Origin of the sequence: Tessaracoccus antarcticus (assembly GCF_003688855.1) — a bacterium.
In the GTDB taxonomy this organism is placed as follows: domain Bacteria; phylum Actinomycetota; class Actinomycetes; order Propionibacteriales; family Propionibacteriaceae; genus Arachnia; species Arachnia antarctica.
In genome coordinates, this window is the sequence record NZ_REFW01000002.1 from 693,150 (window position 1) to 709,127 (window position 15,978).

Here is a 15,978-nt window from a genome sequence, read left to right on the forward strand (position 1 = left end):
GTTGGAGTCGAGGCGAGAACTCGACTCCCTGTGGGCGTGGTCAGGTGATTGAGGCGCGGAAAATCGAATCCACGGACTCGGACAGCATGCGGTTGAAATCATCCTCTGACTGTTGGACCGTCAGTCCTTGCGTCAGTGCTCTCGAGAAACTCGCGATGAGGCCATGGTTGCGTGCCAGGCGCCGGTTGGCTTCCTCGCGGGTATAGCCACCGGAGAGCGCCACCACGCGCATCACACGGGGGTGGGCGATCAGATCTGCGTAGTGATTGTCCTTGTCGGGGATCGTCAGCTTCAACATCACGGAGCGATCCTGCGGGAGCGCGTCCAGATGGCTGCGAAGCTCAGGTTCCAGGATGTCCTCGATCTTGCCCTTGTCGGGGGATGTGATGTCCACTTCCGGCTCCAGTATCGGCACGAGTCCGTGTTCCAGGATGCGGTTACCGTATTCGAACTGTTGAGCGAGGTTCTCCGCGATACCCCCCGGGTCGGCTGCGGCGATGACGGAACGAGCCTTGGTACCGAAAATACCCTTGGTGTGGGCGTGTTCCAGCAACTCGTCGAGGTTGTCGATGGGTTTCATGAGCCGGACACCATGGCTTTCATCGAGAAGCCCCTTGTCCACCTTCAGGATGGGCACGATGCCCTTGTCCTCCCAGAGGTAGAAAGGCGTGTCCTTGCCAGCCACCTGGCGGTTCATCGTCTGCTCAAAAAGGATTGCCGCGATGATTCTGTCGCCGCTGAACTGGGTACTCGTCATGATGCGTTCGCGCATCTGATGGACGAGATCGAACATTTCGATCTCATCCGAGTACTGGTCGTCCTGGATTCCGTAGAGGCGAAGCGCCTTGGGGGTGCTGCCCCCGCTCTGGTCGAGTGCTGCCACAAAGCCCTCGCCCGTCCTCATCTGATTTTCTTGCGCCGTATTCGTGATTTCCCTGTGCATGACCCCTCCTGGCCGGAGTCTAATCTCACAGGATGATACTTGTGGGTTCCGTGGACCTTCGGCGGCCTGGTGGTCTGTCGTCGCTGTTCAGGGTGACGACGTTCGTCCTCGGGATACGCAAAAGACCGGACCCTTGGCGGGGTCCGGCCTCTCGTGCAGCGGAGAATCAATGAGCCGTGGCGGGCTTGGGGTCTCCCTGGCCGGTGGCGTGCAGCATGTCGACGAACCACTCCTGAGTGATGTCAAAGGCCTTGCCGCCGGCGATGCGGTCGAAGGCGATGGCGGAGAGCTTGTCGCCATTCTCCTCGTCCTCGCCGATCACACCGGACTCGCCGCGGAGGGCGCAGTCAACGGCCAGGTCCGTGCACTTCTTGATGAGTGCGAGGTCCGCGTCGTTGGCGGCGGCTGAACGTGCGAAGTATCCCGACTTCTGCACCATGACCTTTTCTGCATCCAGGCGATCCGCGAACCGGTCGGCGAACCATTTGCCGGGGTTGACCTTGTCGAGCTTCACGTGGCCGAAGGGATCGCGGGGGATCGTCTCGCCCGCAGCTTCCATCTCCGCGACGATGGCGTCGAGGCCTGCACCCTCTGACAGGAAGATGGTGACGTTGCCCACCTCGTCCATGATCTTGTGGAGACGATCCGCCTCGGCGGCCATGTCGATCTCGGCCTCCGGCACGTATACCGCGTGGACGTCCCACGCCTCACGGCTGAGCCCGATCTCCGGCAGCCATTCCTGAGCGTCCAGCCACTTGACGTATTCGGCTGCGGTGGCAGCGGTCAGCCAACCGCAGTGGCGTCCCATGACTTCGTGGATGATCAGCATTCGGGAACCGGAGTTGTGTTCCGCTATGACGTTCTGCGCGAAGATCGCCCCCTGCTCGGCGGCCGTCCAGGCGCCGAGGGACTGCTTGATCGGAATCACGTCGTTGTCGATGGTCTTTGGCAGGCCCACGACAGTCAGCGGGTAGTCGTTGTTGGCCAGGAAGGCCGCAAGGTCCGCCGCGGTGGTGTTGGTGTCGTCGCCGCCGATGGTGTGCAGGACGTCGACGCCGTCGGCCACGAGCCGGTCAGCCGCCACCTTCAGCGGGTCGGCACCCGGCTCGACGAGCCCGCGCTTGACGAGGTTTTGCAGGTTGGTCAGCTTCACCCGCGAGTTGCCGACGGGGGAGCCACCGAACTTGTGCAGTAGGCCCGCCTTTGCACGCACGGCGTCGGTCACCTCGAGGTAATCACCCTGCAGGAGTCCTTGGTAGCCGTGGCGATAGGCGATGATCTCGACCTCAGGGGCGAGTTCCGTGTACCGCTCGATCAGACCACCGATGGCGGACGAGAGACAAGGCGCGAAACCACCTGCTGTGAGGATGGCTACCTTCTTGACCATTGCATACCTTTCCTTGGAAAATCTGACGGCGCCAGCCTATTGCACCCGTCCGCAAAGAGGGTCAGCGGGTATCGCGAGGCGGTCGCCTCCCGCTCTTCGGTTCTCCACAACTTGGCCGCGTGACCTTGACGTGGCCGCTCCCGATGGCAGCATGGACAGATGCAGGACCAACGGGGGCTCAGCAACGGGGTGCAGGTCACCCTGCTGTTCCCACTCGCGTTCGGGGTATTGCTGCTCACGCTTCAGTGGGCCATGGTGTCCTGGGCTGGCGCAACCGCACTGGCGGCCGCCCAGGACGGTGCCCGCAGTGCAGCCGCCATCAATGGTTCCGCCCCCGCTGGGCAATCGACGGCGTTGGCTGCGGCGGACAACGGTTCCCTCTTGGGGCTCGATGTGACCGTCACGCGCACCGCAGACCGCACCACCGTGACGGTGAGCGGACTCGCACCATCGGTTCTGCCGGGTTTCACGTCCCGGGTGAGCAAGAATGCTCAGGTCCCCACCGAGAGGCTCACTGGCCCCTGAGGGGGAGTTGTCCACAGACTCACGACGAGCCCTATCGCGTGAGCCTATTGGATGGCAATATTCCCCGTACGGGCAACGAAGCCCGTCCGACGGGGAGGGGCCTGATGTGAGACCCGGGACGCTGTTGGTGGCGCTGGCCTCAGTGATCATCGTGTCGGCCTGTTCGCCGACCGGTGCCCTGACCCCCACTTCCGTGCCGGAAACCCCACCGCGGACGACCTCGATCAGCCAGAGCCCCACAATCACCGAGACTTCCACTCCTACCGCCACACCGACGCCAAGTCCCAGCGTCTTCGAGTCATTCCCACCGCCACCTGCTGACGAGACACCGGAGCAGGCCGCCATCCGGCAGGGCTGGATGAACTACTGGGTAGTAGTAGACACGTTCTCGAAGAACCCGATAGCGAGCGACTATTCAAAAACTCAAGAGGTGACGGTATCGCAGAGCGAACAAAGTAAAGCCATCTTGGATGACATTGCGCACCTTCGAGATAACGGCTGGAAGGTAGTTGGTGATCAGGTACTGAGGCAACTTACTATCGGAACACCGAAAGTTTCTGGGTCGATGAAAACTGTCGAGTTGACCTACTGTTACGACGGCACGCATCGAAAAGTTGTATCAGCTGAGACTGGCATCGACGCAAAAATCGACTCGCCTGACTTTCTAAAGGAACAAGCGCTGTTCGAAGAAGGACAAGATGGAATTTGGCGAGCGTCAAGTATCCTGAATAGGCGAGAATCGTGCTGAAAAAAACCTTGGGGTGTTTGATTCTCGTTCTTATTTTGTCAATTCTAAATCTGCCTACCGTTCAGGCAGACGCGGGTTGCAAGACTCAAAGCCGATTTGACGCGGTTTGCACTGTGGAGTTAACGGTAGTCCGGGAAACAGTTGCTAATCCAAAGCAGGAGTCGAGATCAAGAAGTGAATCCGGTGGGGAAGCCGCGCGAGTCTGTACATTCGGCGCGCGAGAGATTCCCTGTTCCACAGGCGCAGGCGCCTGGGTCGCTTCGCAGTCCTCGTGGTGTCGAGTTGCTTCTGCTCAACCTCCGAGATCGTCTTCCCTGTGGGGCGGACGCAGTGAGGGCTCCATCATGTCCTGCACTCGCCCTGGATTCACCGGGATCCCAGACCTCGGAATGGTGTACCAGACGTGGTTGCCCGATGCCGCGGTGGCGGCGCCGCCTCCTGACCCCGAGGTATTGGCGCGACGAGCTATTGCCCGAATGATGCTGCGCGCCGTCGAATTGGGCACGTTTCCCATGTCCGTCGCTGCAGACCCCGACGCTCTGGGCTACGTCGGATGGAATGTCTGGTTGTGGGCGGAGGACCCGGGACCCACCACGTGGGGACCGGTGACCATGTCGGTCTCCGAGGGTGGATACAGCGTCACGGCCACCGCGAGAGTCTCCGACGTCGTTTGGGACATGGGCAACGGGGACACAATCACCTGCGGCGCAGGAACACCCTGGAATCCGCAGTTGACCCACAACGAACCGTCCCCGGACTGCGGGTACCAGTACCAGCGCGAGGGGGAGTACGAGGTGACGGCCACATCGCACTGGGAAGTGCAGTGGTCCGGCATTGGTGAATCCGGGGTTATCCCTCTGGACCTGAGCGACACCGCAGACTTCCGCATCGCCGAGGTTCAGGTGGTCAACGTGGCAGTCGGGAACGGCTGACGCCGTGCACGTGCACCGACGGGAGAGGGGGAACGCGGTGGCACTGGAGGCCGCGGTGATCATTCCTGTCATCGTGCTGTTCGTGGGTCTCGTCATCATCCTGGCGAGCGATGCGCTCGCACAGCAGGCCGTCGGTGCCGCAGCGTCCCAGGCAGCCCGGGCAGCATCACTCGAACGGTCTCCACAGGCCGCGCGACGTGCGGCGGAGTCGGCGGTGGGGGCGGCGCTGTCGGACTCGAACGTGGCGTGCCGCGAACAGAGCGTCTCGGTGGACACGGCCGGGTTGCGGGCACCACGGGGGACTCCCGCCCGGGTGACTGTGACAGTGACCTGCGTCGTGGCGTACGACGTGTCCTTTCCCGGATTCCCCGAGCAACGACGGATGACGCAGACCCGCTTCTCGCCTGTGGACACCTACCGGGGCCGATGACATGCGTGACCAGCGGGGGTCTCTCGCGGTGTGGACGGCGCTGGTGATGCCCGCGTTCGTTCTCTGCGTCGGTCTTGGAGTCGACTTCGCGGGGCATGCAGCCGCGCAGCAGGAAGCCAGAGCAGTCGCGGGTGAAGCGGCACGGGCGGCCGGGCAGTACCTGCAGGTGAGTGAAGGACGGGTGCGACCGGACAAGTTCAGGGCCGAGCGCGCGGCCCTTGACTTCGTTGCTGCGTCGTCGCTGACAGGCACCGCTGTGGCGGATCCGGATGGCAGCATCACGGTAACCGTCCACGGAACCTTCCCCACACAGTTTCTGGGAATGATTGGCATCAACACCCTGCCGCTGGATGCAACCGGTTCGGCTCGTGTCGTCTCCGTGATTGCAGGGAACGAGGAATGAGACGGCTTACGACAGCCTAGGGTGGGGGAATGGCTCAGTACTACGACGTGCATCCAGAGAACCCGCAGGCGCGCAGCATCAACCAGGTCGCCCAGATCCTGAGGGACGGTGGCCTCGTCGCCTACCCCACGGACTCCTGTTACGCGCTTGGTTGTGCACTGGGCAACGCGGACGGGATCGCCAGGATCAAGCGCATCCGGCACCTCGACGACAAACACCACTTCACGCTCGTGGTGGACGAGTTCGCAAAGTTGGGCCCCTACGTGGACATGGACAACTGGGTGTTCCGCTCCATCAAGGCCGTCACGCCGGGCAGCTACACCTTCATACTCCCCGCCACCCGGGAGGTACCGAAGATGATGCAGCACCCCAAGAAGCGCTCCGTGGGTGTGCGAATTCCGCAGCACCGCACGGCCCTTGCACTGCTGGCGGCTCTGGACGCCCCGATGCTCAGTTCAACGCTCCTCCTGCCGGGCGAGGAGGAATCACCCACCGACGGGTGGGCGATCAAGGAACTGCTGGACCACGAGGTGGATGCGGTCCTCGACTCGGGAGACGTGGGTAGTGAGCCCACCACCGTGGTGGACATGACCAGCGGTGAACCCGTGGTGGTGCGCGTTGGCGCAGGGGACCCCTCACCCTTCGAGTGAGGGTGGGGCGGCCGCCATACTGATCGTGTGTCAGTCGGTGGTCGAGTGGTCGTCGTCGATGGGTTCCGGATCTCCCGCTTGCACGAGATCGCGCTGTGCGGGCTCCTCCAGAGGCGGAGTGGTACCCGTCAGTTCCTCCACGAGTCGCTGCTCGGTTGCTGCCTGGTTGATCGGCATCTGCTCTGTCATGACGACTCCAGTTCTGTGGTGCTTGGTGCCGACGTTGGGGGCGATTTCTCGCCCCCAACGCTGACTCACTTGATGAAGCGGAATGTCAGCGGGAAGCGGTAGACGCGCCCGTTGCCGTACTCCTCAGTGCCCTTCATGGCGCCGATGATTGCCATGACGAACAACACGATGGAGCCAATGCCGCCGACGATCCATCCCACGATCGGAATGGCCGTGACGGCGCCGACGATCACACGGGTGATGTTGAAGTTGAGAAGCTCCTTGGTGTGCTCATCCACCAACTGGTTCTTGTCACGCTCGGTGAGGAAGAAGATCAGGGACGGAATCCAGGAGAAGAACACGCTGAGCCAGTAGTCCAGTTGGAGCGTGCTGCGGCCCTGCTCTGTGGGTCCCACGAGCCAGTTCGGGTTGTTCTGACCTGTGGGCATGGGTGCGTAGCCTCCGGTGTAGGGCTGCTGAGGCATGCCCCCCATGGGAGGTCCAGCCTGGTAGTTCTGGCCGGGGTAGGGGGACTGCTGTCCCGCACCGGGGCCACCGGCCCAGGGGGCCTGCTGGCCCTGGGCGGGGTTTCCGTAGGGCGGCTGCTGGCCCTGGCCGTACGGTGGCTGAGGGGCAGCGGAGCTGCCAATGTTTTGTCCGGTCTCCCACCACTTCGCCTCCGGGGCTTCGTCGGTGCCGGTGGCACTCGGAGCGTCGCCCAGTGAAGCGTCCAGAAGCGGTGTTGCGTCCGGGGCGCTGGCGTGGGGGGCCGACTCCTCGTTCACCTGTCCGGTGGTTGTCGGGACTTCCCAGTCGCTGTCCTGCGTGGAGGAGGAGGTGTCATAGCTGGGCTCTGAATATCCGGGCTGATATTCAGGGCTGATTGCCTCGTCTGGAAGGCCGTTCTGGCCATCATCTGACGGGGTGTGAGGATCGTTTGTCATGATCGGTCCCTTCTGTCGAGGAACACGCTAGCGGTGATGCCCAGCGTGTGACCGATTACCCATCAACCATATCCACATTGCCGTGGGTGAGCTCTCCTGCAATGAGCGTGATCAGAGAATTCTGCGTTGTGAAGTTGCCCTGCTCCAACTGGGCCGGACCCTGAGTCAGCAATGCAAGATCGGCCGGTTGCCCCACGGCAACGCGGGTGCGGGTGCACGCGGCGAGCGCCTCCGCAGGAGTCAGTCCCTGCCCGGGTCGGTGCGGACGGTTCACCGCGACGTCCATGGCCAACCACGGGTCGAGCGGAGAGACGGGTGCGTCCGAGCCGAGCGTGAGCCGGGCACCCGCGTCGACGAGGGCCCGCAGCGGAAAAGCGCGGTCGGTGGACGTCGGCCACACCTCGTCCAGCACAGCCTCGTCCTCCAGGAGATGGGCGGGCTGAACGCTCGCGCCGACACCGAGGTTCGCAAACCGGGGGAGGTCGTCGGGATGGATCAGCTGGGCGTGCTCGATGGTCCCAACGGCACCTGAGCGTTCGAACGCATCCAGTGCATCGCGGCAGGCCAGATCACCGATTGCGTGTATCGCACCCTGGATTCCGCTGCGCCCCGCCCGCGAGAGGAGTTCCAGCATCTCCTCCGGCGAATGGTTTGCCACCCCGTTCGGCGATCCAGCGATCGGATGCGGGTAGGGGGCCAGACAATGTGCGGTCAGTGAGCTGAGCGAGCCGTCGGAGATGACCTTCAGCGGCCCCACCCGCAACCTGTCACCCAGTTGGGTCCCAGTGCGCATGCCCAGGCCGATGAGTCGGTCCAGGTCCTCGGGGTAGGTGGCCACATCAACTCGCACCAGCGACCGACCGCCCTCGAGACGGCGCAGCCAACTGCCGATACCCCACTGCATCTCCATGTCCACGACACCAACGACGCCCATCGCCGCTGCGCGACGCTCCGCACCCCGGACGAGCGCGTCAACGTGGGTCGTCTCCGTGCGCATGAGATGCACCATGGCATCGAACGCCTCCTCCTCCCTGAGTAGTCCCGTTGGATGTTGGGATGCGCCGACGGCTGTCAGGCCAGCTGTGTTGCACCAGAGGGAGTGGAGGTCGCCCGCGATCAACGCTATGGGCTCAAGGGAGAGGGCATCCAGGGCATCGGCACTGGGCTGCACGGGCCACGTGGCACTGCGATAGCCGAACCCCACCAGGAGACCATCGTCCCGGCGAGTCACCAACTCCTGGCGAACGCGATCGAAGATTTCGGCCAGATCAGCGTCAGCAGGGAGTTGAAGACACTCTGCCAGCAGCGCATGTGTGCTGAAGTGGACGTGCGCATCCCACAGGCCGGGCACCAGCACTGCGCCGTCGGCGTCGATTCCACCTGTCCGTACACCGGTGTGGGGCCTGACAGCGGTGATGCGACCGTGGCTGACGTCGACGTCGACCAGTTCCGAGTCGACCGGATCAGAGCACGCGGGAATCAGCCGCGCCCGGCGGATGGTCACATCGCTTGTCACTCTGGCCTCCCACGCCCGATCGCCCCGAAGCCTATTGCCTGCGGGGAGGTAACTGCGTTCCGTGCTTCAGCCCGGACGACACCGGCACAACATACTGTGAAGACCATGGCGAACATGAGAAGGATAGGTCGGTTCAACGTCTCGCCGATCGGCATGGGCGCGACTCCGTTGTCGTCGGTGAAAAGTACCCCGCCCTCCCGGGAGATGGCGGTCGCAACGGTCCACGCCGCCCTGGACTCCGGCATCACACTGATAGACACCGCCGACATCCACGGCCCCACCTGGGAGGCGATGGGGGAGAACGAGTCCATCGTGGCGGAGGCCCTGCGGACGTACGGCCGGGACACCACGGGTGTGGTCGTGGCCACGAAGGGTGGTGTCACCCGAGGTCCCGGGGAGCGCATGGGGCGCGACGGCTCGGCCGGCTACCTGCGGCATGCGGCGGAGCAGTCCATGGTGCGGCTCGGCGTCGAGCGACTGGACGTGTACTACTGGCACCGGCCGGATCGGAGCCGGCCATACGCTGAGGGCGTCGAAGCCCTGGCCCAGATGCAGGCCGACGGCCTCATCGCAGAGATCGGGATCTCGAACGTCAACGTCGAGGAGATTCAGGTGGCCATCGATGTGCTCGGGGAGGGCGGTCTGGCTGCTGTACAGAACCAGCTCTCGCCTCGCTTCAATCACACGAGCAAGCCCGAACTCGACTTCTGCGGCGAGCACGGAATCGCCTTCGTGGCGTTTTCGCCGCTCGGGGGGATTCGGGGGAACGGCGCCTACGTGGTCCGTCAGCGCCCGGTCATCACCGAGGTGGTGGGACGACATCACGGCATCAGCCCCCAGCGGGTGATCCTCGCGTGGGAGTTGGCGCTGGGAAACCACGTCATCCCCATCCCGGGGGCATCGCGTCCGGCCACCATCATCGACTCCGCGCGGGCCATGACCCTGACGCTCGATCCAGAGGACCTGCGCATCCTCAACGAAGAACTTCTGTGAGCGGATCGAGGGGAGCGCTCAGGGATTTCCTCGTTGCCGAAAGGCGAAAGCGAAGTTGACCATCACGATGCCGATCCAGCAGACGATGGCCATGAACACGCTGCCGTTCCCCAGCGCAATGGCCGTCAGGGGGATCGCCATGACCAATGACACGATGCCGATGGCCAGACGCCCTCCGTTGCTCTCAGGGCGCGGCACCGGCTTCTGGTGCTCCATCCAGGTCTGGCGCTGAACTTCAGCAATGATCTTCTGCGCGAACGAGTCCACGAGTGCTGGCTCCATGCCCGGGCCGAGTTCCTGGCGTGCTGCGAGCAGCGATTCCATCTCCTCGCGGTCAATAGGATTCTGGCTCATGGCAACAGGCTAACCCCTGCGGCTTCCCGCGTGGAGGCTGGGTGGTGTAGTCATGGGGCATGAATGACATCGCAGCCAACCTCGCGACCATCGAACACCGGATCGCCGACGCGGCCGCACGGGCCGGTCGCTCCTCCCGTGAGGTGCGCTTGCTGCCGGTGTCCAAGACCAAGCCGCCCGAGGTGATACTGGCCGCCCACGCAGCCGGTTACACACGCTTTGGTGAGAACAAGGTCCAGGAGGCCTCCGCCAAGGCTGAAGCCCTCGCTGACGTCGCGGACATTGAATGGGCCGTCATCGGACACCTTCAGACCAACAAGGCCAGGGACGTCGCACGCTTCGCCACGGAGTTTCAGGCGCTGGACTCGTTGCGCGTGGCCAAGGAGTTGGACAAGCGCCTCCACAGTGAGGGGCGACGTCTCGAGGTGCTCGTGCAGGTCAATTCTTCCGACGAGGACCAGAAGTTCGGCCTGCCCCCATCCGAAGTGCTGGCGTTCACCCGCGAACTGGCCGCCTTCGACGCTCTCGACGTGCGAGGGCTCATGACCTTGGCGCTGTTCAGCGACGACCACGCACGGGTTGCGGCCTGCTTCGCCACGATGGGGCAGGTGCAGCGGGAACTGCGCGACGCCGACGGAGAGGGCTGGGCGGAGCTGTCGATGGGTATGTCGGGCGACTTCGAACTGGCCATCGAACACGGCGCCACCTGCGTCCGCGTGGGGCAAGCGATTTTCGGTGCTCGTCTGGACCCCAACGACTACTGGCCCGGCATCCAGGGCTGAGGAGGAACCGTGTTGTTCACGATCGGGCACTCGACCCATCCACTGGACGAGTTCGTGGCACTCCTGCAGTCCCACGGCGTGAACTGGCTCATGGACGTCCGCACCGTCCCACGGTCGCGGACCAATCCCCAGTACAACCTGGACTCCCTACCCGAGGCGTTGACGCCCTTCGGGGTCGGCCATGAGTACAACAAGGGGCTTGGTGGGCTCCGGCACACCACCGCTGACTCGCCCAACATGGGGTGGCGCAACACCTCATTTCGCGGGTATGCCGACTACATGCAGACGCCGGAGTTCGACGCGGCGCTCGAGGTCCTCATCGGGCGGACCGAGGAGAAGACGGTGGCCATCATGTGCGCCGAGGCGGTGTGGTGGCGGTGTCACCGCTCGATGGTGGCCGAAGCCATGATCGTGCGCGGCCACGCAGTGCAGCACATCATGCCGGACGGTCGCCTCAGCGAGGCGACGCTGCGCCCCTTCGCCGTCGTGGATGGCACCCGCATCACCTACCCGCCCGTGGAGGAGTAAGCCAGATCAGCCTGTGGCCAACGACTCCAGAGCGTCCACGTCCAGCAGGACCGTGGTCCTTCGTGTGTCCGGCGCCACCAACCCCTCCGACTCCAAGCGGGCCAGAGCCCGGCTCAGTGACTCCGGCGTGGTGCCGAGGTACGAGGCCACATCCTTCTTGGAGATGGGCCACGTGACCACGGCGCCCCGCGGATCCCTGCGCATGGGTAACTCCAGCAGGTAGTCAGCCAGCCGGGCGGGGACCCCCGTCGTGTTCAGTGACAGGGCACGCTCTGCTTCATCCAGGCGCTCGCTCAACGTCCTGAGCAACTGCCCGCCGATGCCGGGGTGCAGCGCCATCAGTCGCGTGAGGTCCCGATGCTGGAAGGTGCACACGGACGTGTCCTCCAGTGCCTCGACGTACACATCGGAGCGCTCGCCCGTGAGGAAGGCGTGTTCCCCCACCACGTCGCCCGGCTCGGCGAGTCTCACAAGTCGCTCAAGGCCACCCGCCGTCAGTCGCACCACCTTCAGGAGTCCGGCGTGGACCACGAAAAGTTGGGCCAGCGCGCTCCCTGGGCCGTGGAGGAGTTCGCCCCGCATGACGTGGAGCGGGTGGGCGGACGCGGCCACCGCGACCTGCGCGTCGCCGTCGAGCCGCGCGAACAGGGGCACCCGCGAGACGCAGGAATCGTGACTCTGCAGAATCGGCAGTTCCTCCATGAGCGCCCCTTCCAAGCCCATCAACTGTCCTCCCACGATGGCGATGAACTTGATGCGTGTCAAGACTGGCTGTGGGGGCGGGCCTCCTCACTCGGATCACATGCACCGAGCCGCATTGATCGACCGACGGAGACGGGAAATGCGTCCTGGTCCGGGGACTTGCAGGGTGGGGGAGCGAGTCGACAGCGAGGATGTTAACGTGAGTTAACACTGTGCGAGAAGGCAGGACATGACCTCTGTGAAAGCACCTGTGCCCATTGCGACGGGCAGGGCGGAACAACCCGAGAAGCGACTGCTGTGGCTGCTCGGTCCCGCATTCGTTGCTTCCATCGCCTACGTGGACCCGGGGAATGTTGCCGCCAACCTCACCGCCGGTGCCGACTACGGCTACCTGCTCGTGTGGGTCCTTGTGGTGGCCAACGTCATGGCGGTCATTGTTCAGTATCTGTCGGCGAAGCTGGGGTTGGTCACCGGGAAGAGCCTTCCAGAACTCCTGGGGGAACGGATGCCCAGGGTGGGGCGTCTTCTGTACTGGGGACAGGCCGAGCTGGTTGCTGCAGCCACAGATCTTGCGGAGGTCATCGGCGGAGCCATCGCCCTTCAGATCCTCTTCGACCTTCCGCTGCTGCTTGGGGGCGCCATCGTCGGGGTCATCTCCATGCTCATCCTCGGAATCCAGAACAGGAACGGGCAGCGCCCCTTCGAGTTCGTGGTCATGGCGCTGCTGGCCATCATCACCGTCGGCTTCATGGCCGGACTCGTTGTCAGCCCCGTCAGCTGGTCCGAAACGGCAGCCGGACTGGTGCCACGGTTCGAGGGGTCTCGCACCGTCCTACTGGCGGCCAGCATGCTGGGCGCCACCGTGATGCCTCACGCCATCTACCTCCACTCCGCACTGTCGAGGGACCGTCATGGGGTGAGCAAGGAACCGGCCCGCATACGGCGGTTGCTGACGGCCACACGATGGGACGTCGGGTTCGCGCTGGTGATCGCCGGCTCCGTCAACGTCGCCATGCTTCTGCTGGCCGCCGCTTCGCTGCCCGGCGTTGCTGGCACCGACACCATCGGCGGTGCACATGCGGCCATCGAGTCAGCCCTCGGCCCTGTCGTCGGTGTCATCTTCGGCATCGGACTCCTCGCGTCCGGCCTCGCTTCGACCTCGGTGGGCTGCTACGCCGGCGCAACCATCATGAAGGGCCTCTTGCACGTCCGCATCTCGTTGCTCGCGCGGCGAGCCGTCACTCTCATCCCTGCCCTGATCATCCTGGCCGTCGGTTTCGACCCGACACTGGCCCTGGTCCTGAGCCAGGTGTTCCTGTCCATCGGGATCCCTTTCGCTCTGGTGCCCCTCGTCTGGTTCACCAGCCGCAAGGACCTCATGGGTCAGTTCGTGAACCATCTGCCAATGCGGCTCGCCGCCGTCGCCGTGACCGCCGCCATCGTCGTACTCAACGTGCTGTTGGTCTACCTCACCGTCACGGGACAGCAATGACCGTGGGGGATGGGGACGCACAGATAGACGCGATCACCAGCACCGCCGAGGACCATCTCAAGGTGATCTGGGCGGCGCTCGAATGGGGCGGCTCACCCATCACCATCAAGGGACTCGCGGAACGCTTCGGCACCACCCCCGCGTCGGCCTCCAGCACCGTCAAACGACTCGTGAGGCAGGGACTGTTGGTACACGAACCCTATGGGCCGATCCTGCTCACGGCCGCGGGGGAGCGGCAGGCCGTGATGATGGTGCGTCGGCACCGGCTCATCGAGACGTTGCTCGTCGAGACACTTGGCTACAGCTGGGACGAGGTCCATGACGAGGCAGAGAACCTCGAACATGCGGCATCCGACCTCCTGATCGACCGGATCGACGCCATGCTCGGTAACCCCGACGTTGATCCCCACGGGGATCCCATTCCCGACGGGTCAGGGGTGGTCAGCTACCCCGCCAGCGCCCGACGACTCGCCGATGCCCTGCCCGGGGAGCACCGTGTCACGCGCATCTCTGACGACAGCTCAGAGTTGCTCTCCCTCCTCGATTCCAGGGGGGTTCGCAGGGGGGTTGTCGTGACCGTCGTTGGACACAGTGGCCACGGGACGATCATCCGCGTCGGAGCTCGGCAACTGGTCCTGACTTCCGAGGCGGGACGCTCCATCATCCTGGTAGACCGCTGAGCCGAACGTGTTGAGGCGGTAGATGTGCGACCGTGCGTGGGCCACGGCATCATCGAGCCGTTCGAAGAGGTGCTCCTGGTGCCGCAGTGAGGCCACCACACCGATACGGGTGGCCAACTCCACGTGTCGGCTGCGCAACCCCTTCACCAGCACCGTCACCCCGCGCGCCTCGAGTGCCGTGATGACCTCGGTGAAGAGCTCGGCCCCCGTGCTGTCCAGAAGGTGGAGCCCCGACATCCGGATGATCACGACGTCGATGTCGTGGACCTCCCCGATGGCTTCGAGCATCCGGTCGGCGGCGCCAAAGAACAGCGCACCCTCCAGAGCGAACTGAGCGATTTGGTCGTCTCCGGGCTGGGGCTCCCCCGAGAGTCGCTCCCGCGTCACCCCGCTCGTACGCGCCACGGCCCGCAGCGCGAAGAACGCGGCGGCGACGATGCCGATGCCAACGGCATAGATGAGGTCGAAGCTGACGGTGATGAGGGCCGTCATGGCAAAGATCCAGGCCTCGGAGCGGCTCGTGCGAATGATGTGGCGGACACGTCGGATCGAGACCATGCGGGCAGCCGTCACCATGAGGACACCTGCGAGGGCGGCAAGAGGGATCTGGCTGACGACCGCGGCTCCGAACGACACCACCCCCAGCAGCACCAGTGCATGGGTGATGGACGCGACACGCGTCTTCGCGCCGGAGCGCACGTTGACGGCCGTGCGGGCGATGGCGCCGGTTGCCGGCATGCCACCGAAGAAGCCCGTGGCGATGGTCGCCAGCCCCTGACCGACGAGTTCGCGGTCCGGCAGGTAGTTGCCGGCATCGGACATCGTCGCCGCCACACGGACAGACAGCAGGGATTCGATGGCTGCCAGGATCGCCACGGCGAAGGCGGGTCCCACCAGCGACATGATGATGGCGGGATCGACGGAGGGCACACTCGGAACCGGCAGCCCCGGTGGGAGTTGGCCGATGGTGGCCACGGGCAGCTTCAGCAGCACTGCCCCCACGGAAGCGACAACGATCGCCACCAGCGACGCCGGGATCTGTGCGGAGAGCCTTGGCAGCCACACCATCACCGCAGCGACGACACCGACCAGCGCCAAAGCGGAGAACAGGCCGGCGTCGATCCCGCCGGGGATGGACTGGATTGCTGCCACCACGGCGTTGTTGCTGGGCCCAGCGCGAGATCCCAGGGCCGAGGGCACCTGCTGGAGGAAGATGATGACACCGATGCCGAGGGTGAAACCCTCGATGACCGGCCGGGGAATGACGGAGACCAGCCCGCCGAGCCGGAACACCCCGGCAAGGACCACCATGACGCCGGCCATCAGGCACACGACCGCGAGCGCGCTTGCGCCGTGCATGGCAACGATGGGCCCGAGGACCACCACCATCGCCCCCGTGGGTCCGGACACCTGGACGTGTGAGCCCCCGAAGACGGCGGCGATGAACCCCGCAACGATGGCGGTGATGAGACCCGCCTCCGCGCCGGCCCCGGAACTCACACCGAAGGCCAGCGCGAGTGGAAGGGCGACGATGCCGACCGTGAAACCAGCCGCGATGTCACGTTTCCAACTGCGGGGCAGGGAACGGTAGTCGTCCTTGGCTGGCAGTAGACCCCGCAGGTGGCGCAGGGTGTCACTCCGCCGCGACGATGTTGTGGAGGTTCCGGCGTCCCACTCCTGGAAGGGTTCGTTCCGCTCAGCGCGTGGTGAATTTCCCCGTGTGGACATCTTTTCCTTCGATCGAACAGGCACATGCGCCCCATGCAGAAACCACGTGGGGTATTGCCATGACTGATGCTGC

General features: G+C 64.5%; 18 protein-coding genes and 1 pseudogene. 11 read left to right on the forward strand and 8 right to left on the reverse strand.

Going from position 1 to position 15,978, the window contains the following annotated elements; translation table 11 throughout:
• Positions 1-40: 40 nt before the first annotated feature.
• Positions 41-943, reverse strand: a complete 903-nt coding sequence (locus EAX62_RS10475) for a fructose bisphosphate aldolase (protein WP_121901592.1) — start codon at positions 941-943, stop codon at positions 41-43.
• Positions 944-1,109: 166 nt separating this feature from the next.
• On the reverse strand, positions 1,110-2,330 hold the full coding sequence (locus EAX62_RS10480; RefSeq protein ID WP_121901593.1) for a pyrophosphate--fructose-6-phosphate 1-phosphotransferase: 1,221 nt from the start codon (positions 2,328-2,330) through the stop codon (positions 1,110-1,112).
• A 159-nt stretch (positions 2,331-2,489) separates the two neighbouring features.
• On the opposite strand from EAX62_RS10480, the gene EAX62_RS10485 reads away from it, so the two are divergent.
• The 6 genes from EAX62_RS10485 to EAX62_RS10505 all read left to right on the forward strand — a co-directional run bounded on the left by EAX62_RS10485 (position 2,490) and on the right by EAX62_RS10505 (position 6,018).
• A complete protein-coding gene (locus EAX62_RS10485) occupies positions 2,490-2,855 on the forward strand; it encodes a pilus assembly protein (protein ID WP_121901594.1) in 366 nt (121 codons plus the stop codon).
• A 127-nt stretch (positions 2,856-2,982) separates the two neighbouring features.
• Complete coding sequence (locus tag EAX62_RS16555) at positions 2,983-3,603, forward strand: hypothetical protein (RefSeq protein WP_147454082.1); 621 nt, start codon at positions 2,983-2,985, stop codon at positions 3,601-3,603.
• Positions 3,604-3,947: 344 nt separating this feature from the next.
• A complete protein-coding gene (locus tag EAX62_RS10490; protein WP_147454083.1) occupies positions 3,948-4,535 on the forward strand; it encodes a hypothetical protein in 588 nt (195 codons plus the stop codon).
• 37 nt (positions 4,536-4,572) lie between these two features.
• Positions 4,573-4,965, forward strand: coding sequence for a pilus assembly protein (locus EAX62_RS10495; RefSeq protein WP_121901596.1), 393 nt, complete (start codon positions 4,573-4,575; stop codon positions 4,963-4,965).
• A 1-nt stretch (position 4,966) separates the two neighbouring features.
• Positions 4,967-5,368: a TadE/TadG family type IV pilus assembly protein gene (locus tag EAX62_RS10500; RefSeq protein WP_121901597.1), complete on the forward strand. Its 402-nt coding sequence runs from the start codon at positions 4,967-4,969 to the stop codon at positions 5,366-5,368.
• A 29-nt stretch (positions 5,369-5,397) separates the two neighbouring features.
• On the forward strand, positions 5,398-6,018 hold the full coding sequence (locus EAX62_RS10505) for an L-threonylcarbamoyladenylate synthase (protein ID WP_121901598.1): 621 nt from the start codon (positions 5,398-5,400) through the stop codon (positions 6,016-6,018).
• A gap of 30 nt (positions 6,019-6,048) precedes the next feature.
• Here EAX62_RS10505 and EAX62_RS16725 read toward each other — a convergent pair whose 3' ends face one another.
• The 3 genes from EAX62_RS16725 to EAX62_RS10515 form a co-directional block, all read right to left on the reverse strand.
• Positions 6,049-6,207 (reverse strand): hypothetical protein, encoded by a 159-nt coding sequence (locus tag EAX62_RS16725; protein ID WP_158600638.1) that lies wholly within the window; start codon positions 6,205-6,207, stop codon positions 6,049-6,051.
• A gap of 65 nt (positions 6,208-6,272) precedes the next feature.
• Complete coding sequence (locus EAX62_RS10510) at positions 6,273-7,130, reverse strand: DUF4870 domain-containing protein (RefSeq protein WP_158600639.1); 858 nt, start codon at positions 7,128-7,130, stop codon at positions 6,273-6,275.
• Between the two features lie 55 nt (positions 7,131-7,185).
• Positions 7,186-8,646, reverse strand: coding sequence for an amidohydrolase (locus EAX62_RS10515; protein ID WP_121901600.1), 1,461 nt, complete (start codon positions 8,644-8,646; stop codon positions 7,186-7,188).
• Positions 8,647-8,760: 114 nt separating this feature from the next.
• Here EAX62_RS10515 and EAX62_RS10520 point away from each other — a divergent pair, with 114 nt between their 5' ends.
• The gene (locus tag EAX62_RS10520) at positions 8,761-9,639 is read left to right on the forward strand and encodes an aldo/keto reductase (protein WP_233557889.1); all 879 of its coding nucleotides are present in this window, start codon (positions 8,761-8,763) and stop codon (positions 9,637-9,639) included.
• Positions 9,640-9,657: 18 nt separating this feature from the next.
• Here EAX62_RS10520 and EAX62_RS10525 read toward each other — a convergent pair whose 3' ends face one another.
• Complete coding sequence (locus tag EAX62_RS10525) at positions 9,658-9,993, reverse strand: hypothetical protein (RefSeq protein ID WP_147454084.1); 336 nt, start codon at positions 9,991-9,993, stop codon at positions 9,658-9,660.
• Between the two features lie 59 nt (positions 9,994-10,052).
• On the opposite strand from EAX62_RS10525, the gene EAX62_RS10530 reads away from it, so the two are divergent.
• Complete coding sequence (locus tag EAX62_RS10530; RefSeq protein ID WP_121901602.1) at positions 10,053-10,775, forward strand: YggS family pyridoxal phosphate-dependent enzyme; 723 nt, start codon at positions 10,053-10,055, stop codon at positions 10,773-10,775.
• Between the two features lie 9 nt (positions 10,776-10,784).
• Complete coding sequence (locus EAX62_RS10535) at positions 10,785-11,303, forward strand: DUF488 domain-containing protein (RefSeq protein ID WP_121901603.1); 519 nt, start codon at positions 10,785-10,787, stop codon at positions 11,301-11,303.
• Between the two features lie 6 nt (positions 11,304-11,309).
• On the opposite strand, the gene EAX62_RS10540 is transcribed toward EAX62_RS10535, so the two are convergent.
• Positions 11,310-12,068, reverse strand: coding sequence for a Crp/Fnr family transcriptional regulator (locus EAX62_RS10540; RefSeq protein ID WP_121901604.1), 759 nt, complete (start codon positions 12,066-12,068; stop codon positions 11,310-11,312).
• A 166-nt stretch (positions 12,069-12,234) separates the two neighbouring features.
• On the opposite strand from EAX62_RS10540, the gene EAX62_RS10545 reads away from it, so the two are divergent.
• Positions 12,235-13,497 (forward strand): Nramp family divalent metal transporter, encoded by a 1,263-nt coding sequence (locus EAX62_RS10545; protein ID WP_121901605.1) that lies wholly within the window; start codon positions 12,235-12,237, stop codon positions 13,495-13,497.
• Positions 13,494-14,099: pseudogene (locus EAX62_RS10550) on the forward strand (metal-dependent transcriptional regulator); the annotation flags it as partial. The gene EAX62_RS10545 and the pseudogene EAX62_RS10550, both read left to right, overlap by 4 nt.
• On the opposite strand, the gene EAX62_RS10555 reads toward EAX62_RS10550, so the two are convergent.
• Positions 14,019-15,905, reverse strand: a complete 1,887-nt coding sequence (locus EAX62_RS10555; protein ID WP_407703319.1) for a SulP family inorganic anion transporter — start codon at positions 15,903-15,905, stop codon at positions 14,019-14,021. The pseudogene EAX62_RS10550 and the gene EAX62_RS10555 sit on opposite strands and share 81 nt — an antisense overlap.
• Between the last annotated feature and the right edge of the window lie 73 nt (positions 15,906-15,978).

Coding starts and splice junctions, on each gene's coding strand:
- EAX62_RS10520 (WP_233557889.1), top strand. CDS start 8,761: ATGAGAAGGATAGGTCGGTTCAACGTCTCGCCGATCGGCATGGGCGCG.
- EAX62_RS10530 (WP_121901602.1), top strand. CDS start 10,053: ATGAATGACATCGCAGCCAACCTCGCGACCATCGAACACCGGATCGCC.
- EAX62_RS10525 (WP_147454084.1), bottom strand. CDS start 9,993: ATGAGCCAGAATCCTATTGACCGCGAGGAGATGGAATCGCTGCTCGCA.
- EAX62_RS10490 (WP_147454083.1), top strand. CDS start 3,948: ATGTCCTGCACTCGCCCTGGATTCACCGGGATCCCAGACCTCGGAATG.
- EAX62_RS10545 (WP_121901605.1), top strand. CDS start 12,235: ATGACCTCTGTGAAAGCACCTGTGCCCATTGCGACGGGCAGGGCGGAA.
- EAX62_RS10480 (WP_121901593.1), bottom strand. CDS start 2,330: ATGGTCAAGAAGGTAGCCATCCTCACAGCAGGTGGTTTCGCGCCTTGT.
- EAX62_RS10500 (WP_121901597.1), top strand. CDS start 4,967: ATGCGTGACCAGCGGGGGTCTCTCGCGGTGTGGACGGCGCTGGTGATG.
- EAX62_RS16725 (WP_158600638.1), bottom strand. CDS start 6,207: ATGACAGAGCAGATGCCGATCAACCAGGCAGCAACCGAGCAGCGACTC.
- EAX62_RS10485 (WP_121901594.1), top strand. CDS start 2,490: ATGCAGGACCAACGGGGGCTCAGCAACGGGGTGCAGGTCACCCTGCTG.
- EAX62_RS10555 (WP_407703319.1), bottom strand. CDS start 15,905: ATGTCCACACGGGGAAATTCACCACGCGCTGAGCGGAACGAACCCTTC.
- EAX62_RS10510 (WP_158600639.1), bottom strand. CDS start 7,130: ATGACAAACGATCCTCACACCCCGTCAGATGATGGCCAGAACGGCCTT.
- EAX62_RS10505 (WP_121901598.1), top strand. CDS start 5,398: ATGGCTCAGTACTACGACGTGCATCCAGAGAACCCGCAGGCGCGCAGC.
- EAX62_RS10475 (WP_121901592.1), bottom strand. CDS start 943: ATGCACAGGGAAATCACGAATACGGCGCAAGAAAATCAGATGAGGACG.